Source organism: Actinomadura sp. NPDC049753, assembly GCF_040674655.1.
In the GTDB taxonomy this organism is placed as follows: domain Bacteria; phylum Actinomycetota; class Actinomycetes; order Streptosporangiales; family Streptosporangiaceae; genus Spirillospora; species Spirillospora verrucosospora.
On sequence record NZ_JBFARL010000027.1, the window covers coordinates 1 to 21,324 of the forward strand.

At 69.9% G+C, this 21,324-nt stretch carries 18 protein-coding genes and 1 riboswitch; of the genes, 5 read left to right on the forward strand and 13 right to left on the reverse strand.

Annotated elements, in window-relative coordinates; genetic code table 11:
- Positions 1-38: 38 nt before the first annotated feature.
- The 5 genes from AB0K37_RS10285 to AB0K37_RS10305 form a co-directional block, all read right to left on the reverse strand.
- Complete coding sequence (locus tag AB0K37_RS10285) at positions 39-797, reverse strand: SDR family oxidoreductase (RefSeq protein ID WP_363977763.1); 759 nt, start codon at positions 795-797, stop codon at positions 39-41.
- Between the two features lie 86 nt (positions 798-883).
- Complete coding sequence (locus AB0K37_RS10290; protein WP_363977766.1) at positions 884-2,341, reverse strand: hypothetical protein; 1,458 nt, start codon at positions 2,339-2,341, stop codon at positions 884-886.
- 76 nt (positions 2,342-2,417) lie between these two features.
- Positions 2,418-3,203 carry a sporulation protein gene (locus AB0K37_RS10295; protein WP_363977768.1) on the reverse strand — a complete coding sequence of 262 codons (786 nt, stop codon included), beginning with the start codon at positions 3,201-3,203 and terminating at the stop codon, positions 2,418-2,420.
- Positions 3,204-3,345: 142 nt separating this feature from the next.
- Positions 3,346-3,669: a multidrug efflux SMR transporter gene (locus AB0K37_RS10300; RefSeq protein WP_363977771.1), complete on the reverse strand. Its 324-nt coding sequence runs from the start codon at positions 3,667-3,669 to the stop codon at positions 3,346-3,348.
- Between the two features lie 33 nt (positions 3,670-3,702).
- Positions 3,703-3,769, reverse strand: a riboswitch (guanidine-III (ykkC-III) riboswitch).
- A gap of 114 nt (positions 3,770-3,883) precedes the next feature.
- Positions 3,884-5,221, reverse strand: coding sequence for a UDP-glucose/GDP-mannose dehydrogenase family protein (locus AB0K37_RS10305; RefSeq protein WP_363977773.1), 1,338 nt, complete (start codon positions 5,219-5,221; stop codon positions 3,884-3,886).
- Between the two features lie 268 nt (positions 5,222-5,489).
- Between AB0K37_RS10305 and AB0K37_RS10310 the strand changes: the two genes are divergently transcribed.
- Positions 5,490-7,325, forward strand: coding sequence for an acyl-CoA dehydrogenase (locus tag AB0K37_RS10310; protein ID WP_363977776.1), 1,836 nt, complete (start codon positions 5,490-5,492; stop codon positions 7,323-7,325).
- Positions 7,326-7,391: 66 nt separating this feature from the next.
- On the opposite strand, the gene AB0K37_RS10315 is transcribed toward AB0K37_RS10310, so the two are convergent.
- The 4 genes from AB0K37_RS10315 to AB0K37_RS10330 all read right to left on the reverse strand — a co-directional run bounded on the left by AB0K37_RS10315 (position 7,392) and on the right by AB0K37_RS10330 (position 12,090).
- Complete coding sequence (locus AB0K37_RS10315) at positions 7,392-8,120, reverse strand: alpha/beta hydrolase (RefSeq protein WP_363977779.1); 729 nt, start codon at positions 8,118-8,120, stop codon at positions 7,392-7,394.
- A gap of 408 nt (positions 8,121-8,528) precedes the next feature.
- Positions 8,529-8,774, reverse strand: a complete 246-nt coding sequence (locus AB0K37_RS10320) for a hypothetical protein (RefSeq protein WP_363977780.1) — start codon at positions 8,772-8,774, stop codon at positions 8,529-8,531.
- Positions 8,775-9,657: 883 nt separating this feature from the next.
- Positions 9,658-10,800 (reverse strand): DMT family transporter, encoded by a 1,143-nt coding sequence (locus tag AB0K37_RS10325; protein WP_363977783.1) that lies wholly within the window; start codon positions 10,798-10,800, stop codon positions 9,658-9,660.
- 717 nt (positions 10,801-11,517) lie between these two features.
- Positions 11,518-12,090 carry a type VII secretion system-associated protein gene (locus AB0K37_RS10330; protein WP_363977905.1) on the reverse strand — a complete coding sequence of 191 codons (573 nt, stop codon included), beginning with the start codon at positions 12,088-12,090 and terminating at the stop codon, positions 11,518-11,520.
- Positions 12,091-12,476: 386 nt separating this feature from the next.
- On the opposite strand from AB0K37_RS10330, the gene AB0K37_RS10335 reads away from it, so the two are divergent.
- Positions 12,477-13,967, forward strand: a complete 1,491-nt coding sequence (locus tag AB0K37_RS10335; protein ID WP_363977785.1) for a hypothetical protein — start codon at positions 12,477-12,479, stop codon at positions 13,965-13,967.
- Between the two features lie 38 nt (positions 13,968-14,005).
- On the opposite strand, the gene AB0K37_RS10340 is transcribed toward AB0K37_RS10335, so the two are convergent.
- From AB0K37_RS10340 to AB0K37_RS10355, 4 genes are all read right to left on the reverse strand, one after another.
- Positions 14,006-15,400: a dihydrolipoamide acetyltransferase family protein gene (locus tag AB0K37_RS10340; RefSeq protein ID WP_363977788.1), complete on the reverse strand. Its 1,395-nt coding sequence runs from the start codon at positions 15,398-15,400 to the stop codon at positions 14,006-14,008.
- 5 nt (positions 15,401-15,405) lie between these two features.
- A complete protein-coding gene (locus AB0K37_RS10345) occupies positions 15,406-16,389 on the reverse strand; it encodes an alpha-ketoacid dehydrogenase subunit beta (RefSeq protein WP_363977791.1) in 984 nt (327 codons plus the stop codon).
- Positions 16,386-17,516 carry a pyruvate dehydrogenase (acetyl-transferring) E1 component subunit alpha gene (pdhA, locus tag AB0K37_RS10350; protein WP_360358564.1) on the reverse strand — a complete coding sequence of 377 codons (1,131 nt, stop codon included), beginning with the start codon at positions 17,514-17,516 and terminating at the stop codon, positions 16,386-16,388. Before pdhA ends, AB0K37_RS10345 begins: the two co-directional genes overlap by 4 nt.
- 247 nt (positions 17,517-17,763) lie before the next feature.
- Positions 17,764-19,383: a hypothetical protein gene (locus tag AB0K37_RS10355; protein WP_363977794.1), complete on the reverse strand. Its 1,620-nt coding sequence runs from the start codon at positions 19,381-19,383 to the stop codon at positions 17,764-17,766.
- Positions 19,384-19,478: 95 nt separating this feature from the next.
- Between AB0K37_RS10355 and purS the strand changes: the two genes are divergently transcribed.
- The 3 genes from purS (at position 19,479) to purQ (ending at position 21,172) form a co-directional block, all read left to right on the forward strand.
- On the forward strand, positions 19,479-19,721 hold the full coding sequence (purS, locus tag AB0K37_RS10360; protein WP_363977797.1) for a phosphoribosylformylglycinamidine synthase subunit PurS: 243 nt from the start codon (positions 19,479-19,481) through the stop codon (positions 19,719-19,721).
- 225 nt (positions 19,722-19,946) lie between these two features.
- Entirely contained in the window at positions 19,947-20,390 is a 444-nt protein-coding gene (locus AB0K37_RS10365; protein WP_363977908.1) for an ATP-binding protein, read from the forward strand.
- Between the two features lie 101 nt (positions 20,391-20,491).
- The gene (gene purQ, locus AB0K37_RS10370; protein ID WP_363977800.1) at positions 20,492-21,172 is read left to right on the forward strand and encodes a phosphoribosylformylglycinamidine synthase subunit PurQ; all 681 of its coding nucleotides are present in this window, start codon (positions 20,492-20,494) and stop codon (positions 21,170-21,172) included.
- Positions 21,173-21,324 lie beyond the last annotated feature (152 nt).

Here is a 21,324-nt window from a genome sequence, read left to right on the forward strand (position 1 = left end):
GGCGACGCGACCGTCGCCGCCGCGCGGCGACGCGACCGTCAGCTCCGCGACGGGTTCGGCCTGACGGTGACGTCCGAGACGATCGCGTCCCGCGGCGTCTCCAGCGCGGCGACCAGCACGCGCGCGACCGTGGCGGGGGCCGCGAAGTCGTCCTCGGCGTAGGGGTGGCCCTCCTGGGCGCGCACGCTGCGCTGCATCTCCGTGGCCGTCCGCCCCGGGTAGACGCTCGTGACGCGCAGGGCCGGCTCCTCGGCGCGCAGCGAGTCGGCCAGCGCCCGCAGGCCGAACTTGCTCGCCGCGTACGCCGACCACTCGGGGTTGGCGCGCAGCCCTGCTGTGGAGTTGACGAACACCACGTGGCCCTCGGCGGCGCGCAGCGCGGGCAGCAGCAGCCGCGTCAGCTCCGCGGCCGACACCAGGTTGACCGACAGGTGCTCCATCCACTCGTCGGCCTCGGTGGCGGCGACCGTGCCCAGATGCACCATGCCCGCCGCGTGGACGACGCCGTCCAGCCGGGCGGGGATCCCGGCCGCCGCGAGCCGTGCCTCGATGCGGCGCGGCTCGGTCAGGTCGAGCGGGATCGTGCCGATCGACGCCGCGCGCGGCGGCGAGGCGACCGCCCCCCGGTTGATGACCTGCGTGGCCGCGTGCGCGCCTCCGCGCAGCGCCGCGGCGAGCTTGTCCAGGCGCTCGGCGGAGCGGCCGGTGAGAAGGAGGTCGTGCCCGCGCTCGCGCAGCAGCTCAGCCACCGCCGTGCCGATGCCGCCGGTCGCGCCCGTGATCAGATACGTGCCCATGGCGTCCCATTCTCGTCGATCCCCTACCCCGGATGGACGCCCGGGACGGCGCGCTGGTTCGGCCCCGCCCCGGGGCGGCCCGCGCCTCAGTTCGGGCGCAGCACCCGCGCCGCGCCGGCGATCAGCGCCGTCACCAGCACCCATCCCGTCGCGACCAGCGCGTACGCCACCCAGCGGGACCAGTTCACCGCGTCGTAGGACAGCTGCTGCCCGAACGTGTCGAGCGGGATCAGCAGGTCCAAGGTGTAGATCAGCGCGTGGAAGGAGGGCAGCTCGTCCGCCGGCTTGACCGCGCGCGGATGCTCGATCGAGAACACCGTCGTCCCGACGGCCAGCAGAGCGGCGAACCACGCGGACGCCAGCCACGGCCGGTAGCCGAACCCGACCGTCCAGTCGAGCACGTGGTTCCACACCCGGGCGACAGGGTGCAGCCTGCGGCGCCGCGCCCGCAGCTTGGCGAGCTGCACCTTTCGGGCCAGGTCGTCGTGGCCGATGCTGTGGTACCAGCCGGCGAGCTGTTCGTACGGCTGGAGGTGGAACTCCGGATCCCGCGACACCCAGCTGAGCCGGTTCTTGAGCTCGGCGCCGCGCAGCGTCTGGTACGTCATGCCGTTCAGGTACAGCTCGTCCGGCCAGACGTCCGGATGGTCCATGATCAGGTCGATCCTGGAGTACGCCAGCTGCACCCGGCCCTTGATCCGCTCCGCGGTCCGCATCAGCAGCTCGTCGACCTGCATGTGGCTGGCGTGCAGCGCCATCCGCGCCGGGTCGGACGAGTCCAGGCGGCCCCGGGCGAACGACAGCGTGCCGTTGACGCGGGCGCTGCGCAGGCGGACGGTGCCGACCGCGCTGAACCCGTTGCTCAGCTCCGCGGCATCCTCGACGACCATGTTCTGCGCGTCCAGGGCGATGCGCCCCGGATTGGCGAGCGTGGTGCGCTCCATGAACAGCCCGCCGTTCATCCGCGCTCCCACGAACCGCACACCGCCGGTGATCTCGGCGTCCCGGATGAACGCCCCGGCGTCCACGACGAGCGCGCCGCCGGAGACCGCCCACTTCTCCGGCGACGACGCGGTGACCCGCGTCCCGTTCATCCGCAGGCCGCCGAGGATCTGCGCCCGCGGCAGCCGGACCTCCCCCTCGATCTCGGAGCCGGACAGGCTGAGGAAGCCGTCCACGCGCAGGCCGCCGCCGTCGAAGCCGGGCATCCGGCAGCCGGAGAACCGGAGCTGGCGCGTCTCGGCGTTGGCGAACACCGGCTCCTCGACGAGCCGGCAGTCCTCCAGGAGCAGCTCGGCCTCGACGCGACCGCCCGCGACGTCCAGCCGCCCGGTGACGTAGGCGCCGCGGAGCCGGACGGCCGCGACCGCGCCGGGACGCGGCTCGCACTCGCCGAGCAGCAGCCGGGTGATGATCTCGGCGCGGACGATGCGGTCGGGCAGGGGGCCGGCCGGGCGGTCGTCGCCGAGGACGACGGCCGAACCGGTGGGGAACGCCGTCCAGAGGCGCCGTTCCGCGTTGGTCAGTCCAGGGGGCTGGGGCACGGGACCCCTTTCTACGCGGAGGTCCCCTCCGCGATCAACATCGCGGAGGGGACCCCCATGAACGGCCGGCCGGCGGTCAGAAGAAGCCCCGGCGGCGCCCGGCCTCCTGGAGGAAGCCGTCGAGCTGCTGCTCCCAGTTGGTGTGCTCGACGGTCGCGTAGTCGACCGTGAACCGGCTGAACGCGTCATGGCCCTCGGTGAACACGCCGCCGCGCTTGTCGAGCTCCAGCACGACCTCCATCGACTGCGGGTACGACACGAACGTCACTTCGAGCTGCTTGATGCCGCGCGCGTACTGCCCCGGCGGGTAGAACTCGATCTCCTGGTAGAAGGGCAGCTCCTGGTGGACGCCCCAGATGCGGCCCTTCTCGCAGTCGGCGTTGCGGAACTGGAAGCCGAGATTGGAGAACGCCACGAGGATGCGCTCCTGCGCGGGCAGCGGGTGGACGGCGATGGGGTCGAGGTCGCCCGGATCGACCGCGCCCGCGACCTCCAGCTCCGTCGCGATCCCGACCGTCGTGCCGTGCAGCGGCCGCCCGTACATGTGGGTGAGCGGCGCCTCCCACGGGATCGGGAACTGGAACGGGATGCTGTGCCGCGCGCCCTCCTGCAGGCTGAACCCGCCCGCGACCGGCATCTTGGCGTACTCCAGGTTGGAGGTGTACTCGTTGTCGCCCGACTCGACCTCGACCTTGGTGCGCAGGGCGAGGTTCACCGCCTTGATGTCGGAGTTGAACTGGCCGCCGATGATGGCGATCTCGCCCGTGACGACCCCGCCGGGCATCGTGTTCGGGTCGTGCAGAACCGTCTCGATCGACGGGCCGCCGATGCCCATCGCCTGACGCAGCTTCTTGAAGACCAAGGTCCGTCCTCCCGTGTTCGAGCGACTCCCCGCGCTCTCGTCCCATAGACGCTGTTACGGGAGAGTACGTTCCGGGAACTCGGCTGACCTGCGACGGCGGTGGCCGTTCCTGGCCGTCCGTGCCGCTCTCCGGCGCCTCCCGTCAGTGGCCGCCTCCGGCGAGGTTAAGCCCGACGACCCCGAGGACGATGAACGCGAGCGCGACGACGCGGGTCGCGGAGACCTCGTCGCCCATGAAGAGCATCCCGAGCACCGCCGTCCCGACGGCCCCGATGCCGACCCAGACGGCGTAGGCGGTGCCGACCTCCAGGTGCCTGAGGGCGACGGTGAGCAGGCCGAAGGACGCAACGGCGAACACGAGGAACCCCGCCGACTCCAGCGGCTGGGTGAAGCCCTTGCTGCCCTTCAGGCACAGGGCCATGGCGACCTCGAAGAGGCCGGCGACGATGACGAGGATCCAGGCCATGGTGGCACTCCCGGATGACGAGACGACTGCTGTCACGCGCCGTCTTCGCGTTCCGGGTACGGCGCACCTCGTCCGGGAGAAACGTACGCCCGTCCTGGGCGCGGCCCTCACTTCTACCAACGGCCCCAAACCCCGGGATGTTCCACCGCGCCCGTAGCGAGAAGCTCCCGCCTCGCCGGTCCCCGCGCCACTCGGCGCGGGGGCCGGTACACCTTCAGGGGCGGCCCAGGGCGCGGTACTCCCAGCCCGCGGCGCGCCAGCGGTCCGCGTCGAGCGCGTGGCGGCCGTCCACCACCCGTTTGTGCCGGACGATCCCGGCCAGCGCCTCCGGCTCGACCTCCCGGAAGTCCGACCACTCGGTCAGCAGGACGACCACGTCGGCGTCCCGCGCCACGTCGAACGCGCTCTCGCCGTAGGTCAGCTCCGGGAACGCCCGGCGGGCGTTGCCGAGGGCGACCGGGTCGTAGACACGGACGTCCCCGCCGAGGCCGTGGATGGTGCGCGCCACGTCCAGCGCGGGCGCGTCCCGGATGTCGTCGGAGTTGGGCTTGAACGCGGCGCCCCACGCGGCGACGCGCTTGCCGGCGAGGTCGCCGCCCAGCAGGTCCCGGACGAGGTCGACGGTGCGGGCCCTGCGGCGCCGGTTGATGTCGTCCACCTCGCGCAGGAACGACACGGCCTGGCCGACGCCGATCTCCTCGGCCCGGTGCGCGAACGCCCGGATGTCCTTCGGCAGGCAGCCGCCGCCGAACCCCAGGCCCGGCCGCAGGAACCTGCCGCCGATGCGGTCGTCCAGCGCCAGCGAGTCGGCGAGGTCCTTGACGTCGGCGCCGACCGCCTCGCAGACCTCGGCCATCGCGTTGATGTAGGAGATCTTGGTGGCGAGGAAGGAGTTCGCCGCGACCTTGACCAGCTCGGCGGTCGCGAGGTCCGTGCGGATCACCGGCGTGCCGAGGTCGAGGACGGGCCTGAACGCCGCCCGCAGCCGCTCGTGCGCCCAGTCGGACGCGACGCCGAACACCAGCCGGTCAGGGCGCAGCGTGTCGTCCACGGCGAAGCCCTCGCGGAGGAACTCGGGGTTCCAGGCCAGCTCGACGTCGGTGCCGGCGGGCGCCAGCCCCTGCACGAGGCCGGTGAGGCGCGCGGCCGTCCCGACCGGCACGGTGGACTTGCCGACGATCAGGGACCTGCGGCGCAGGTGCGGCGCCAGGGAGCTGACGGCGGCGTCGACGTAGGTCAGGTCGGCGGCGTCCGAGCCGGCCTGCTGGGGTGTTCCCACGCACACGAAGTGGACGTCCCCGAACTCCCCGGCCTCCGCGAAGGAGGTGGTGAACCGGAGCCGGCCCGAGTCGAGCGCCTTGGTGAGCAGCTCCGGCAGCCCCGGTTCGAAGATCGGGACCTCGCCCGACGCCAGCTGTTCGATCTTGTGCCGGTCGACGTCCACGCCGAGGACCTCGTACCCCAGCACGGCCATGCAGATCGCATGCGTGGCGCCGAGGTAGCCGGTCCCGATGACGGTCAGCCTCGGGGCGGCCTCCTCCTCCTGCCTCATTGCGCACCTCCTCGTGCACCGCGGGTGAATTCGCGCCCGCTTGATCTTGCCACCCCTCTCGCGCGGGGCGTAGGAGGGTGCGACTCAGGGGGCCTTGGTGACTTGGGTCACGCGACGGAGACCGGCGTGGTATCGATGTGGCCTGCCTCCCCGGAAACCGGATGATTGGGGTGGTTGTTAGGGGTTACCAGCGGGTAGCATGCTGTTGAGTTACTGACCAGTACGCAGCGGGGCCGCCGGTCGCCGCCGGAACCAGACGGAGTCTCGAATGGGGCACTACAAGAGCAACCTCCGGGACCTGGAGTTCAACCTCTTCGAGGTGTTCAGGCGCCAGGACCTCCTCGGCAGCGGCCCGTACGCCGAACTGGACGAGGACACCGTGCGCAGCATCCTCGACGAGGTGAACCGGCTGGCCGAGGGCCCGCTCGCCGCCTCCTTCGAGGACGCGGACCGCCACCCGCCCGTCTTCGACCCGGCCACCGGCACGGTCACGATGCCGGAGGGCTTCAAGAAGTCGTTCAAGGCGTGGATGGACTCCGAGTGGTACCGCCTCGACCTCGCCCCCGAGTTCGGCGGCAGCGGCGCCCCGCGTTCGCTGACCTGGGCCGTCGCCGAGCAGGTCCTGGGCGCCAACCCGGCCGTCTACATGTTCGCGTCCGGCCCGGGTTTCGCGCAGATCCTCTGGCACATCGGCACGCCCGAGCAGAAGAAGTTCGCCGAGCTGGCCCTTGAGCGCCAGTGGGGCGCGACGATGGTCCTGACCGAGCCGGACGCCGGCTCCGACGTCGGCGCCGGGCGCGCCAAGGCCGTCCAGCAGCCCGACGGCACCTGGCACATCGAGGGCGTCAAGCGCTTCATCACCTCGGCCGAGCACGACATGTCCGAGAACATCTTCCACCTGGTGCTGGCCCGCCCCGAGGGCGCCGGCCCCGGCACCAAGGGCCTGTCGATGTTCCTCGTCCCCAAGTACCTGGTGGACGTGGAGACCGGTGAGCTCGGCGAGCGCAACGGCGCCTACGTGACCAACGTCGAGAAGAAGATGGGCCTCAAGGTCTCCACGACCTGCGAGCTCACCCTCGGCGAGAAGCACCCGGCGATCGGCTACCTGGTCGGCGACGTCCACCAGGGCATCCGGCAGATGTTCCTCGTCATCGAGTACGCGCGGATGATGGTCGGCACCAAGGCCATCGCCACCCTGTCGACCGGCTACCTCAACGCGCTGGAGTACGCGAAGGAGCGCGTCCAGGGTGCGGACATGACGCAGATGACGGACAAGACGGCTCCGCGGGTGACGATCACCCACCACCCGGACGTCCGGCGCAGCCTCATGACGCAGAAGGCCTACGCCGAGGGCATGCGCGCGCTCGTGCTGCTCACCGCGTCCTACCAGGACGCCGTGCAGCTCGCCGAGTTCGAGGGCCGCAGGGACGAGACCGCCGAGAAGGTCAACGACCTGCTGCTGCCGATCGTGAAGGGCTTCGGCTCCGAGCGGGCCTACGCGCTGCTCGGCGCCGAGTCGCTGCAGACGCTCGGCGGCTCCGGCTTCCTGCAGGAGTACCCGATCGAGCAGTACATCCGCGACTCCAAGATCGACACCCTGTACGAGGGCACCACCGCCATCCAGGGCCAGGACCTGTTCTTCCGCAAGATCCTGCGGGACAACGGCGAGGCGCTGAAGGTGCTCGCCGGGGAGATCCGGGCGTTCGCCGACTCCGAGGCCGGCAACGGCCGGCTCAAGAACGAGCGCGCCCTGCTCGGCCGGGCCCTCGACGACGTCCAGGGCATCCTCGACCCGATGGTCGGGTGGGCGCTCGGCTCGATGGAGAACCCGAAGGAGCTCTACAAGGTCGGGCTCAACTCCTCGCGCCTGCTGCTCGCCCTCGGCGACCTGATCGTCGGCTGGCTCCTGTGCCGCCAGGCCGAGGTCGCGCTCAACGCCCTCGGCGGCGGCGACGTGTCCGACTCCGACAAGGCGTTCTACACCGGCAAGGTCGCGGCCGCGCAGTTCTTCTGCCAGACCGTCCTGCCCCGCCTGGCCTCCGACCGCGCCATCACCGAGTCCACCACCCTGGACGTGATGGACCTCCCCGAAGAGTCCTTCTAGCCCGCCGCACTGTGGCCCTGCCCCTCCGGGCAGGGCCACAGTGCTGTCAGGCGAGCGGACCGACGGCTAGCTCAGATGCCGGATGAAGAACGCCGCCGCGGCGTCCCCGGCGAACTGCGGGACACCGGTGTGCCCGCCCATGTTGGCGTGCAGCGTCTTCTCCTTGGAGCCGAAGGCGTCGAACAGCTCCAGGGCCGCCTGCCGGTCGTTCCCTTCGTCGTCCCACTGCAGCAGGACGTGCAGCGGAATGGTGACCTGCCGGGCCTCCTCGAACAGGACACGAGGCACGAAGCTCCCGGCGAACAGAACGGCGGCCGCCACGCGCGGCTCGACCGCCGCCAGCCGGACCCCGATGGCGGTCACTCCCCCCGAGAACCCGACCGGGCCGCCGATCTCGGGCAGCGCGAGGAGGGCGTCCAGCGTGGCCTGCCACTCCGGGACGGCCTTGTCGACCAGCGGGAGGACGAGCCGGTCCACGATCTCGTCATCGACCGGCCCACCGGCCCTCACCGCCGCCTGAAGGTCGGCACGGGCCTGCTCGGCGGCGGCCGAGCGGGGCCGCTCACCGCTTCCGGGCAGCTCGATGGTGGCCGCGGCGAAGCCGTCCTTCGCCGAGTGCCGGGCTCGGGCCGTCAGCCGGGGACGCATCTTGTCCAACCCACCGGGGTGACCCATCAGGATCAGCGGGACCGGCGCGGACGCGGGCGGCGTCCACAGGATGCCGGGAACCTCGCCAAGGGTGAATTCGCGTTCGAGAACGCCGTCGTCGAGGCGCCGCTCGGAGATGAAATGCAAGGTCGTGCCTTTCGGGAGTGCTCATGAACGGCGCTCCCGGACGACCTACCGCCCGACCGTGACCCCAGAGGGGAGCACCCATGTCGATACTAGGTTCACGGGTACCACCTCCTCGCTCTCTGGCACGGCCTCCAGAAAAGTAGCAGCGGTCATCGCGCCCCGCCAACGGCTTTTCCGGAGCCCGGCGGCCGCAGAGCCGAGTCGGTCGCGAGGCCATCAAGGAGAGCAGTCGGTCTCAGGACTGCCAGGCCGCCATGAGTACGTAGCCCGACTCGGTCTGCGATCACGACGCGCGCAGAACGACCGAGATCCCGTCCGATCAAGACGATCGGACGGGATCTCGCCAAGCAACCTCAGACCATCTCAGGAACGGCTCCGTTGGATGCGACCGGACTTGGTTGAACCGGATCAGCCCAGCTTGACGACGGGGCTCCACACGGTGTCGTGGATATATCCCTCTGAGGCGACGCCGACCTGGTACTTGCCCTTGGCGGTGTAGCCGTTGCCGATCGCGTAGCCGCCCATCTCGCAGGGGATGTTGCGGAGGACGTCACTACCGGGCTTGTAGAGAACCGCCTGCAGCTTGCAGTTCCGGCTGGAGTGGCCCTTGTAGATGTTGACGCTGGCGTACGCCTTGTTGCCCTTTTTCGCCATGCAGGCGCTCAGGTGGATGTGAGTGACGCTGTCCTTGTACTCCCTGCAACCGGCGGGCACTGAGGTGACGGCCGCAGAGTCGGCGGACTCGGCGTTCGCGACGGGCGCGAGGGCGGTACCGGCCGCGAGCCGGGCCGCTCACTACCGATCTCGGCCTGGACCGGGCCGCTGAGCGGCTCGGCGTCATCGAGACCTGTGAACGTGACATTCGCCGGTGGTTTTGGCGCGCTGGCGTGCTGTGAGCACGCTGCCATTACCAATGTCGAGGCTGCGGCGACCGATGCCATCAGGTGACGGCGCCATGGGTGCTCCATGTGAAGAGGAGTCACCACGCCACCCACGAGAAGCCGATGCCGTCGGGATATCCCCTGTCGACCTTCCACAAGGGCCTATAAGTGTCGCCGTGTGGTTTCTTGTTTCACGAGTCTTTGCTGCACCATGTAAATTCCGTATCCACTGTTCGAGGTCTTATTTGACGCGATTGTCGGGTGATTTAGAGGTTGCCCCTCGGTGCGCCTGAAGTAGATTTCTTCACCTCCAAATGGCGGCCCCAGCTCGGCTCCCATAAGGCCCGGCGCGTCGTGTCCACTGAGGCGATCTAGCGATTCACCGGGCGTAGCGGTGTTCGAAATGGGTGAGGACGAATGCGGCTTGTTGATGTCGCCGATTCGACTGGGGCTGGCGGTGATGTGCTGCAGGATGCGCCAGCGTGGGGTGAGCAGGGCGAAGCCGCGTTCGGTCAGGGCAGAACGGGGTCCCGGCGGAGAGGTTTCGAGCCTTTCCACCGGGACACCGCGAACGCCGGGGAGACTGAGCCTGTCTCTCCCCCGCGCGGATCGTGCGGGTCATGCGAAACCGCACGAGCTGTGCCGACCGGCTTGGATCACCCGCAGCCGACCGGCCTTCTCGGGCGCTTGAGCATCCCGCGTAAGGTTCGGCCCGTGACGATCTCCGCCTCGGGCTTCTTCCGGAGCAGGGACGCCACGGCCGCGATCACGCTGATCCATGACATCCCGATGATCTGCCATGCCGTCGGGATCTTCTGCTCCATGATCAGATCGACCAGCAGCCCCAGCAGCGGAATGACGCTCCACAAGATCGTGTAGATGGCGTCTCCGAGGGCCTTCCTCGCCCGGGTGTGCAGGTACCTGGGTACGACGACGGTCATCAGCGCCGTGCAGAGCAGCGCCAAGAGGACCTCCCAGGACCAGCCGACCGACGCGTCCTCGCCCGCCAGCAACGCCCACACGCCGAGACCCACCACGCCCAGGCCCGTGCCCAGGGCCTGGAACTGGTCGGCCTCCGCGCCGCCCCGCTCGACGAAACCTCGGGACAGCGCCATGTAGACGATGCCGGAGAGAGCCGATCCGATGGACCAGAGGACTCCCCACGGGCTCGCCGTGATGTGCCACGCCTCGATGGAGACGGCGAGGCCCAGCACGATGAGCAGCGGCACCAGCATCGCCGCGAACCGCTGCCCCGTCTTCCAGACCCCTGACGAGTAGGTCATGGTCGAGACGGCGAACGTGATCGCGTTGATGGTGGCGAGGGCCGTCCCCGGCGACGTCATCGCCATCACGATCATTCCCCGGCCCGCGATGTTGCAGCCGGCGAAGATGATGACGGCCGTCACGGTCTTCCAGGTGAACCGGAGCCGGACAGGCCGCGGCTTCCCGCGGTGGAAAGGATCCGGTACCTGGATCCTGTACGCCACCAGCAGTGCTGCCAGCACGGTGCCGTAATCGGCCCACGTGATGACCAGCATGACCACCGTGAGAGCGATGGTCGCCTTCACGGCCCGCCGGGTGTACGGGAGCCGCTGGGACCACCGCGACATCATGCGGCCGATCAGCCCCAGTATCTGGAGCCTGTACGCCACCAGCAGCATGACCATCGCGCCGATGCCGTACTCGGCCGTCGCGACGACCAGGGCCGACAACGTGATGCCTTCGAGCAGGTAGTTCTTGAAGATCGATCGCCCGAACAGCTTCGAGGAACCCTCGACGAGGGTGAGACCCGCGCCCAAGGCTATATTGTCCGGCCTTGCGGCCGGCATTGTCTTCATTGTTCTGATCCCCTCGGACAGGCGCGCAAGAGGATCAGCTGTGAGCCGGTCCCCTGGAGATCGCGCCGATGGATACGACGAGACTCCGCAGAACCGGAAATTTTTCTGGTTTGTGAAGTTCGAGAAGATCATAGGCTCGACTCGCGACGAATGGGGGCGTTTCTGGCCCGCCCTGGCCGTCGGGGTGCCCGACCGGCGGCCCCACGATGCAGTGCGCCACGACCGACAGCTCACGTCTCCCGCGCGGCAACCCCAGGCCCCGCGGTCCTCGCAGCGCGCACCAGGCGTGCCATCGTCTGCTGGACTTGGCCGGATGTCAGCTCACAAGCCCACTGGGACCACCAGCGGCTCCGGCTTCGCGCCAGGCACGACCCGCGAGACGACCGCCGCCTCGCCGAACATGGTGGCGCTCCGGGACAGCGAAGAGCCCAGCGGCCCCATGCTTCTCATGAGCCGCAACGAGTACACCTCACGGAGAAACCCAAGTAACTCCGAGTGCCTTATGATCTAACGATGTACTCAGTGTAAGAGTTGCTCAGGAAATTGGCGCAGGAGGGATAGAGTCGAGTCGACTGGATTGAGGAAGGCATCCCAAAGATTTCCAGTGCTTCCTGAGAATCCGCAAAGGCATCTAGTTCGCGATGCCGTGCCCCTCGATGGGCGGAGGGTCTTGGCGGATCAACGCCCTGAGGGCAGTCTCAGGCTTTGAGAGTCGATCTTCCAGCGCGCGGGGCTGTTGATATTGATCACGATGTCGACGTTGTCCGGGACGGACGAGGCGAGTTCTCTCGCGGGGAGGGCCCGCCATGATCCTCCCTCGAGCAGCGGTTCTTTTGGCAACTGCGCTCGGGAGGTGAAAGTGAAGACGCCCTCGATGCCGTCGATCTCATGAACCCAGACGGAGCCGCTGTCTCCTTCGGGACCGGCCGCGACCAGTACCTCCGAGGATCGCAACTGGGCAAGTGCTTGACTGTCGTCTCCGTACCCGGCTACGACCAGTTGGATCGCAGCGTCCAGCGGGTCGGTCGGCTCGGGAAAGCCGAGCACCTCAGGCGAAGGCCGGTAATCAGGGTTCTTCTTGAATGAGTTCGTTATTTTCCCGTCTTCGTCGATGCTCCATGCTCCGACGATGCCGTATGCGGGGACGTCGTCATCGGAGTCGAAGAAGGCTTCTGTCCGGGCGGGCCGGGCTGGTCGTCGGTCTCCACCTTGGTATCGGTCCTGGTGGGATGCTCGACGCCCACGCTTCAGCCCTTCCGCAGATGAACCCGACCACGGTCAATGCATCGCTCGTACTGCCGGATGTTTCCGATGGCGTGCGGGGCTGACGTCCGGTCACATCGACTGCCCATTGAAGCGTGATTGCTGGAGATTGGCACGCTTGCTGATCACAGAGGTGAATGTCTCCTTCGAAAGTGCGGCGGGCTCGTCGGCGGTCCGTGGGTTCGGCGGCGCTGTTGTTTGGCCGCCGTCGAAGGGCGGGAGCGTGGGGCGGTAACTCTGGGGACTTGCAGGTTCGGCTGCAGGAGTGCGGTCGGCGGGGGCTGCGGGGTTGCCGGGGTTATGGCGGGGGGTGGCGCGGTTGACTACTGTTGCCCGCGTCCCTCGCCCGTTCCCTCCTCTCGTCCGGATGAATGATGCGTGCGCTGCCCCTCGCCGTCTCTTCCATCGGCCTGCTGCTCGTGGCCGGATGCGCCGATGCCGACCGGGCCGAGAAGGTCGCTCCGCCGACGGTTCGCGCGGGGGCCGCTCTTCCCACCGTGCAGCCCGCGGGCGCGTACGCCAAGGAGGGGTGGTTCGGGGGCGCGGACGGTTTGCACGCGCGCGTGGCCATCAGGGGCGTCGAGCGGCAGGCCGCCAAGTCGGTGCTGCGCTACAGCGTGACGTCGCTGGACTCGTCGGTGAAGTCGGTCCCGTTCGAGATCGCGCTGCTCGACACGGCCGGGCGCAAGCTCTACAAGCCCACCGGGACCACCAGCGGCTCCGGCTTCGCGCCTGGCACGACCCGCGAGATGGCCGCCGACTATCCGCCGATCCCGGCGACCGTCCAGAAGGTCACCGCGATCACGCCGGGGACGGCCGGGGAGTTCACCGGGATTCCGGTGGCCGCCGCGTCGGCCACGCCGTCCGCTACCGCCACGCCGACCGCGCCTGGGACGCCGTCTTTCTCGTCCGCGCCGTCTTCTCCGTCGGCGTCGTCTTCTCCGTCGGTCGGGGCTGAGCCGCAGGTCGGGGCTGAGCCGTTCATGGCGGGTGCGCCGTCTCCGATCACGACCTCTCCGTCGGCCTCCTCCTCCCCGCCCAGCAGCACGCCTGGCGGGAACCCCGTCGAGCTGTACGACATCGTCGAGGCGGATGGTCGGACCGTCTCGTCCAGCGGATCGAGCGTCACGGTGGGCCTGCGTAGCGATGCCCTGTTCGAGGCAGGTTCGGCCAAACTGACGAGCGGGGCCAAGGCCGCGCTGGACGGGGTCGCGCAACAGGTGAAGGGGCAGGCGGCCGGCGCGCTGACGCTCGTGGCGCATGCCAATGACGCCAAGGTGTCCGGGGACCGGGCCCAGGCCCTTCTGAAGGAGATGAAGACCAGGCTCGGCACTGGTTTCACCTACACCGCGAACGGGCGGCAGGAGGGTGACGGGGTCGACGTCACTTACCAGCTCAAGTCGTCGGCACCTGGTTCTGGCTCACCGGCCGCCTTCCGTGCACAGGACGGGCAGAAGATGGCGTCCCGCACGGCTCCCTTTGGAGCCGCCAAGAGGCGCCTTGAGGTCAAACCCTTCTACCGGGACGGCGCCTACATCGTCGCCGTGTTCGACATCGTGAATGAGGGCCCTGGCACTACGCCGCCGGACGCGTCCTACCCGAACCCGAGTTATCCGGGCGGAGTGTTCGGAGCGTTCTCGATCCAGGTGCCGGGCAAGAAGGACGTCTACCGCGCCGTTCGGGTCGGTCCTTCCACGCCAGGGCGTCCCACCAACTACGTCGACGCTGGACGGGTCGTGTTCCGCACTGCGGTCAACGAGCCCGTCCGGGGCTTCGTCTACCTTCCCGCTCCGCCCGGCAACGTCACGTCCGTGACTTTCGACGCCGGGCCCTTCGGCAAGGTCGAGAAGGTTCCCGTCTCCTGAGTGTGGGGGCCGGCTCTAGGCCGACCCCCACGGAACCGTCAGCGGCTCCAGGCGAGCATGCGGATCGGGTCTTCGAGCATGTCCCCGACGTCGCGCAGGACGCGGGAGCCCAGTTCGCCGTCCACGATGCGGTGGTCGAACGAGAGCGCCAGCGTGGTCACCTTGCGGATCGCCAGTTCGCCCTCGTGCACCCACGGCATGTCCCGGACCTGGCCGAACGCCAGGATCGCGGCCTCGCCCGGGGTGAGGATCGGGGTTCCGGCGTCCACCCCGAACACGCCCACGTTCGTGATCGTGATCGTCCCGTCGGACAGGTCGGCGGGGGACGCCTTGCCCGCGCGGGCCTTCGCCGCCAGCTCGTTCAGAGCCCGCGCGAGGCCCGGCAGGTCGAGCTCGTGCGCGTCCTTCACCTTGGGGACGATGAGGCCGCGCTCGGTGGCCGCCGCGATCCCCAGGTTCACGTAGCGCTTGACGACGATCTCCGCGCCGTCCGGGCCGTCCGCCCACGTGGAGTTCACCATCGGGTTGCGCGCCACGGCCGTGAGCAGCGCGCGCGCCACCAGCAGCAGCGGCGACACCTTCACGTCCGCGAACTCGGGCAGCTCGCGGAGCCGCTTGACGGTCTCCATCGTCCGCGTCACGTCCACCTGGAGGAACTCGGTGACGTGCGGGGCGGTGAACGCCGAACCGGACATCGCCGCCGCGGTCGCCTTGCGGACGCCCTTGACGGGGATCCGCTCCTCGCGCGGGCCCGCCTGGACGGGCGCGGCGGGAGCCTCGGCCCCGGACCGCGCGGCGAGGACGTCCTCGCGCGTGATCGATCCCTGCGGGCCCGACCCCGTGATGGACGTGAGGTCCACCCCGAGATCCCTGGCCATCTTGCGTACGGGCGGCTTGGCCAGCGGCAGCCCGTCCCCCGAAGGGCTCGGACGAGGCGCCGGCGGCGCTTGCGGGGCGGGCGCGGGCGCCGGGGCGGCCGGAGCCGCGGACGCCGCGCCGTTGGCGGACCTGCGGGGACGGCGCCTGGTCGTCCCCTCCTTGACGCCGTAGCCGACGAGGACGGGCGTGCGCTTCGGCGACTCCTGCGGCGACACCATGCCGGGCTCGTTGACGGTCGGGACGCCCTCCTCGCGGAGCGCGGCCGCCTGCGCCGGGGGCTCGGACACCGGCGTCGCCACGCCGCCCTCGCCGCCGGGGTCCACCGCGATGATCGGGACCCCGACGTCCACGGTCTGCCCCTCGGTGACCAGCAGCTCGGTCACCACGCCCTCGAACGGGCAGGGCAGCTCCACGATCGCCTTCGCCGTCTCGATCTCGACGATGGTCTGGTTCACCTCGACGGTGTCGCCGGGCTGGACGTGCCACTTGACGATCTCGGCCTCGGTCAGGCCCTCGCCCACGTCGGGCAGTTTGAACAGTTTGGGCTGGCTCACCGGCGTCACCACGCGAAGGTCCGGTCGACCGCGTCCAGGATGCGGTCGAGGTCGGGCAGGTAATGGTCCTCGATGCGGGACGGCGGGTACGGGGTGGAGAACCCGCCGACGCGCAGCACCGGCGACTCCAGCCGGTAGAAGCACTTCTCGGTGATCCGGGCGGCCAGCTCGGCGCCGTACCCGTTGAACACCGGGGCCTCGTGGACGACGACGCAGCGTCCCGTCCGGTTCACCGAGTCGGTCACCGTGCCGATGTCGAGCGGGTTCAGCGAGCGCAGGTCGATGACCTCCAGCTCCCGCCCCTCCTCGGCGGCGGCCCCGGCCGCCTCCAGGCACGTCTTCACCGCCGGCCCGTAGGCGAGCAGCGTCGCGTGCTCGCCCGGCCGCACGACCGCGGCCCGGTGCAGCGGCGTCCAGTCGGCCGGGTCGGAGTCGGTGTCGACCTCCGCCTTGTCCCAGTAGCGGCGCTTCGGCTCGAAGAAGACCACCGGGTCGGGGGACGCGATCGACTGCTGGATCATCGAGTAGGCGTCCAGCGGGTTCGAGCACGCCACCACGCGCAGCCCGGCGGTGTGCGTGAAGTACGCCTCGGGCGACTCGGAGTGGTGCTCGACCGCGCCGATGCCGCCGCCGCACGGGATCCGGACGACGACCGGCAGCTCCAGCGCGCCGAGCGAGCGCATCCGCATCTTCGCCAGCTGCGTGATGATCTGGTCGGCGGCGGGGAACACGAACCCGTCGAACTGGATCTCCACCACGGGCCGGTAGCCGCGCAGCGCCAGCCCGATCGCCGTCCCGACGATGCCGGACTCGGCGAGCGGGGTGTCGATGACCCGCTCCTCGCCGAAGTCCTTCTGCAGGCCGTCGGTGATGCGGAAGACGCCGCCGAGCTTGCCGACGTCCTCGCCCATGACCAGGACCTTGGGGTCGTTCTCCATGGCTTTGCGCAGGCCCACATTGAGGGCCTTGCCGAGGGTCAGGGTGCTCACTTCGCCTCCTCCTCGAACGACGCCAGGTAGGCGGCGAACTGCTCCTGCTCCTCGGTCATCAGCGGATGCTCTTCCCCATACACGTGGTCGAACATCGACAGGGGCTCGGGGTCGGGAAGCGCCAGGCACGCCTCACGCAGCTCCCTGGTGATCTGCTTGGCCTCGTCCTCCACCTTCTGGAAGAACCCCGCGTCGGCCATGTCGCCGCGCACCAGGTACGCCTTGACGCGCTCGATCGGGTCCTTGAGCTTCCATGCCTCTTCCTCGGTCTTCAGCCGGTAGCGCGTGGGGTCGTCGGTCGTGGTGTGGGCGCCCATCCGGTAGGTGTACGCCTCGACGAGCGTGGGGCCCTGGCCTGTCCTGGCGTTCTCCAAGGCCTTCTTGGTGACGGCCAGACAGGCGAACACGTCGTTGCCGTCCACGCGGATGCCCGGGAAGCCGAAACCCTGCGCGCGCTTGTAGAGAGGGATCCTGGACTGCCGTTCGAGGGGCTCGGAGATGGCCCACTGGTTGTTCTGGCAGAAGAACACGATCGGCGCGTTGAAGACCGAGGCGAAAACGAAGGATTCGTTCACGTCGCCCTGGGACGTCGCTCCGTCCCCGAAGTAGGCGATCGTGGCGCCGGCGGACGGGGTGCCGAGCACGCCGTCCCTCTGGACGCCCATCGCGTATCCGGTCGCGTGCAGCGTCTGGCTGCCGATCACGACGGTGTACAGGTGGAAGCCGTGCTCCTTCGGGTCCCACCCGCCGTGGTTGATGCCCCGGAACATGCCGAGCAGCTTCAGCGGCTCCACGTCCCGGCACCAGGCGACGCCGTGCTCCCGGTACGTCGGGAACACCATGTCGTTGGCGGACGCCGCCCGCCCGGACCCGATCTGCGCCGCCTCCTGCCCGAGCAGCGACGCCCAGAGGCCGAGCTCGCCCTGCCGGGTGAGGGCCACGGCCTCCTGGTCGATCCGCCGCACGATCACCAGGTCGCGGTACAGGCCGCGCACGTCCTCGGCGCCGAGGTCGAGCGGGTAGTCCGGGTGCTCGATCCGCTCGCCCTCGGGGGTGAGCAGCTGGACGAGTTCGGGCTCGGCGGCCTTCGGGGTGTCGGGCGCGCCGCGCACGGAGTCGATCGTCATCGATGACACTCCTCGTTCGGGGCCGTCGCGCGGGGTCGCCGCGCGGTCGGCCGATGTCGACGGCCCGCCCCCGGTAAGGGACAAAAGCCGCAACGCCATCGTGGCAGACATCACACCCTGCGATGCAAGCCCCCGCCACCGCGATGCGACTCCCGCCACCGGAGGTCCTACCCCCGGCCCCTACCCCGCGATCCGGACGTGACGCACGTTATGCCCCTATGCCCCTATGCCCTGGACGCCTGCCCCGCTACTCCCGGGAGAGCGCCCTCGTGGCGCCGGCCGCGACCGTCAGGCCGAGGAGCAGGCCCGCCGCGACGATGAAGTTGGCGATCCACTGGTAGACGCCCTTGGGCGCGAACTCCATCTCCTGGCCGAGGCTGCCGATCGGCAGGAGGAGGTCGAGTGTGTAGAAGAACGCGTTGAAGTGCGGCTTGTGGCCGTCGTCCAGGACGTCCGGCCGGTGGATCGAGAAGACGATCGTCCCGAAGGCGAGCAGGCCGACCAGCCAGCTCGCGGCGCGGAACGGGCGGTAGCCGTAGCCGACCAGCACGTCCTGGAACCAGCCGACGATCTTGCGGGGGAGGCCCTGCGTCCGGCGCCGGTCCCGGGCCTTGGCGAGCAGGACGGAGCGGCCGTCGGCGTCCAGGCCGAGGGAGCGGTAGGTCTGCGCGAGCCGCTCGTAGGGCTGCGGGGCGTAGCCGTCGGTGTCGCGGCGCAGCCACGCCAGCCGCTCGCGGGCGGTGAGCGGCGGTTCGAGGGTCTCGTACTGGAGGCCGTCGAGCTGGAGGCGCTCCGGCCAGGACGCGGCGTCGTCGCGCAGCAGGTTGATGCGCGCGTAGGACAGGTCCGCGGTCCCCTTGATCGGCTCGGCGGTGCGCATCAGCAGTTCCTCGGCCTGGAGGCGCTGCAGGCCGAGCGCGGTCCCCTCGTCGTGGAACAGGCGCGCGTCGCGCAGGCTGAGCTGCCCGGTGACGCGGGCCCCGGAGAAGCTGACGGCGCCGACGGCGGTGAACCCGTCCGAGCAGTAGACGTCGGTCTCGACGGCCAGGTCGTCGGCGTTCAGGGCGGTCCGCTTGGGGGCGGCCAGACGGGCGCCGACGAACGACAGGTAGCCGCCGACGCGGGCGCCGCGCAGCCGGACCTCGCCCTCGGCGCTGAACCCGCCGTCGCAGAACACGTTCGCGGCCACGTCCAGGCGGCTGGCGTACAGGGCCGCGCCGGACGGGTTGTGCAGCCGCGCGCCCCGGAAGATCAGCTGGCCGCCGACGCGGGCCCCCGGCAGGCGGACCTCGCCGTTGGCGGCGAACCCCTGGTCGCAGTAGACGTTCGCCTCGACCGAGAGGCGGTCGGCGAGCATCGCGTCCCCGCCCGGGTTGGACAGGTGCACGCCCGACAGGTTGAGGATGCCGGTGATGTTCGCCCCGTCCAGCCACAGGCCGCCGTTGATGCGGCTGCCCTCCAGCCACAGGTGGCCGTCCACCCGCGTGCCGGAGGCGATCAGGCCGGGCAGCCGGCAGCGCATCAGGTGGACGCTGTTCATGCTCGCCCAGTACAGGTGCGGCGCCTCGTCGAAGTCGCAGCCGGTGAGCGCCAGCGGGACCTGGACCTCCGCGTGCCCGAGGTTCAGCGCGCCGGTGATGCGGGCGCCGCCGAGCCGCACGGCGGCGACCTGGCCGGGTTCGGGCTCCACCGCGCCCACGAGCAGCGCGACGAGGACCTCCGCCCTGACCATCCGGTCACGTCCCCACCGGTCGGAGCGCGTGATGTCGTCCATCGCCTGGTCGCCGACCGACAGGTCGACGGATTCCCCCTTGGGGAACGCCTTCCAGAGGCGGCGCTCCACGGGGGTGAGGTCCTCGATGTTCATCGGCTGGCTCCGGGGGTGCTGATGGCTCGTGATGGGCCATGGTGCCGTACGCTTCAGGATCGTAAGCAAAAGCGCAGATCAGTGAGGGGGCGACCGTGGCGCGTGTCGTCGTGGACGTCATGCTCAAGCCGGAGATCCTCGACCCGCAGGGGCAGGCGATCGCCCGCAAGCTGCCGCAGATGGGGTTCGACGGGGTCGTGGCCGTCCGGCAGGGCAAGCGGTTCGAGGTGGAGCTGGAGGGGGACGCCGACGAGGCGGCCCTGGAGAAGGTCGCCAAGATCGCCGAGACGCTGCTGGCGAACCCGGTCATCGAGAACTACGAGGTTCACGTTCTGTAACCGCCCGGGCGCGCGGCCGGGACCGGCCCGCCGCCCGGACCGGCGGTAGAACACCGCTCGGTTTCCGGTCGCGACATGGCCCGTTCCAATCCGCGGGCCCGCGACTGTGGCGATTACGGAAGTTTCCTCCGGGGAAGTGTTAGCTGCGTTGAGTCGTCGAGCACGCTCCGGGACCGGGGGCACGGTCGGGACGCCCGGAGCATGACACGAGGTGTCCGGGTGGATATGAGGTTCTCGCTCGCGCTGCCGCGCGACGCGCTGAGCATCCCGGTGGTCCGGCGGGTGACGGGCGACGCCCTGCGCGGGCTCGGCGTCGCCGAGGACTGCGTCGACGACCTGCTGGTCGCGATCTCCGAGGCGTGCACGAACGTCATCGAGCACGCCCGCGCGAACGGCGACTACGAGGTGACGGGGCACGTGGACGACGGCGGCACCTGCCGGCTCAAGATCATGGACTGGGGACGCGGGCTGCGGTCCGCCCCGCCCGAGCCCGGGCCGCTGAGCGAGTCGGGGCGCGGGATCGGGCTCATGCGCGCGCTGGTGGACGACCTGAACATCGACTCCGCACCCGACCGCGGCACCGTCGTTCACCTGCGAAAGCGGCTGACCTGGAGGGACGGGGCGCTGGTCCGGCGCCTCGACCGCAGCCTCATTCCCAACGCCGGGTAGATTGGGACCTGCGCGCGGGGGAATGCGACGCGCATCGGGGTTGATCGGCGGAGGAGATCCCGATCGTCTCGGCCGCACCTCATTTCGGAGGAACAGAACAGATGGACGCTGCCCGGGTTGGGATCATCACCTTCCCAGGTTCCCTTGACGACAAGGACGCCGCACGCGCGGTGCGGCTGGCCGGCGCGGAGCCGGTCGCCCTCTGGCACGGCGACCACGACCTGCGGGGGGTCGACGCCGTCGTCCTGCCCGGCGGGTTCTCCTACGGGGACTACCTGAGGGCCGGGGCGATCGCCCGGTTCGCGCCGCTGATGTCCGAGGTCGTGGCCGCCGCCGGCGACGGCCTGCCGGTCCTCGGCATCTGCAACGGGTTCCAGGTGCTGTGCGAGTCGCACCTGCTGCCCGGCGCGCTGCTCCCGAACGCGGGGCTGCACTTCGTCTGCCGCGACCAGCGGCTGCGCGTCGAGAACGCCGACACCGCCTGGACCTCCGAGTACCAGGAGGGCCAGGAACTGGTGATCCCGGTGAAGAACCGGGACGGCCGCTACACCGCCGACCGGGAGACGCTGCTCGAACTGGCCGACTCCGGCCGCATCGTCGCCCGCTACCTCGACCTGAACCCGAACGGCTCCCAGGACGACATCGCCGGGATCTGCAACGAGGCCGGCAACGTGGTCGGGCTCATGCCCCATCCCGAGCACGCCGTCGAGTCGCTGACCGGGCCGTCCACCGACGGGCTCGGCTTCTTCACCTCGATCGTCAAGAGACTGGTCAACGCATGAGTGAGCAACGGCCCCACGCTTCCGGAAGGGCTAGGCGGGACGAGGACGAGCCCTCGATGGAGTGGCTCGGCGAGCTCAAGTCCGACGCGGACGACCCGGAGCTCCAGCCCGTCAACCCCGCTGTGACGCAGGGCTTCAAGGCCATCCTCGAA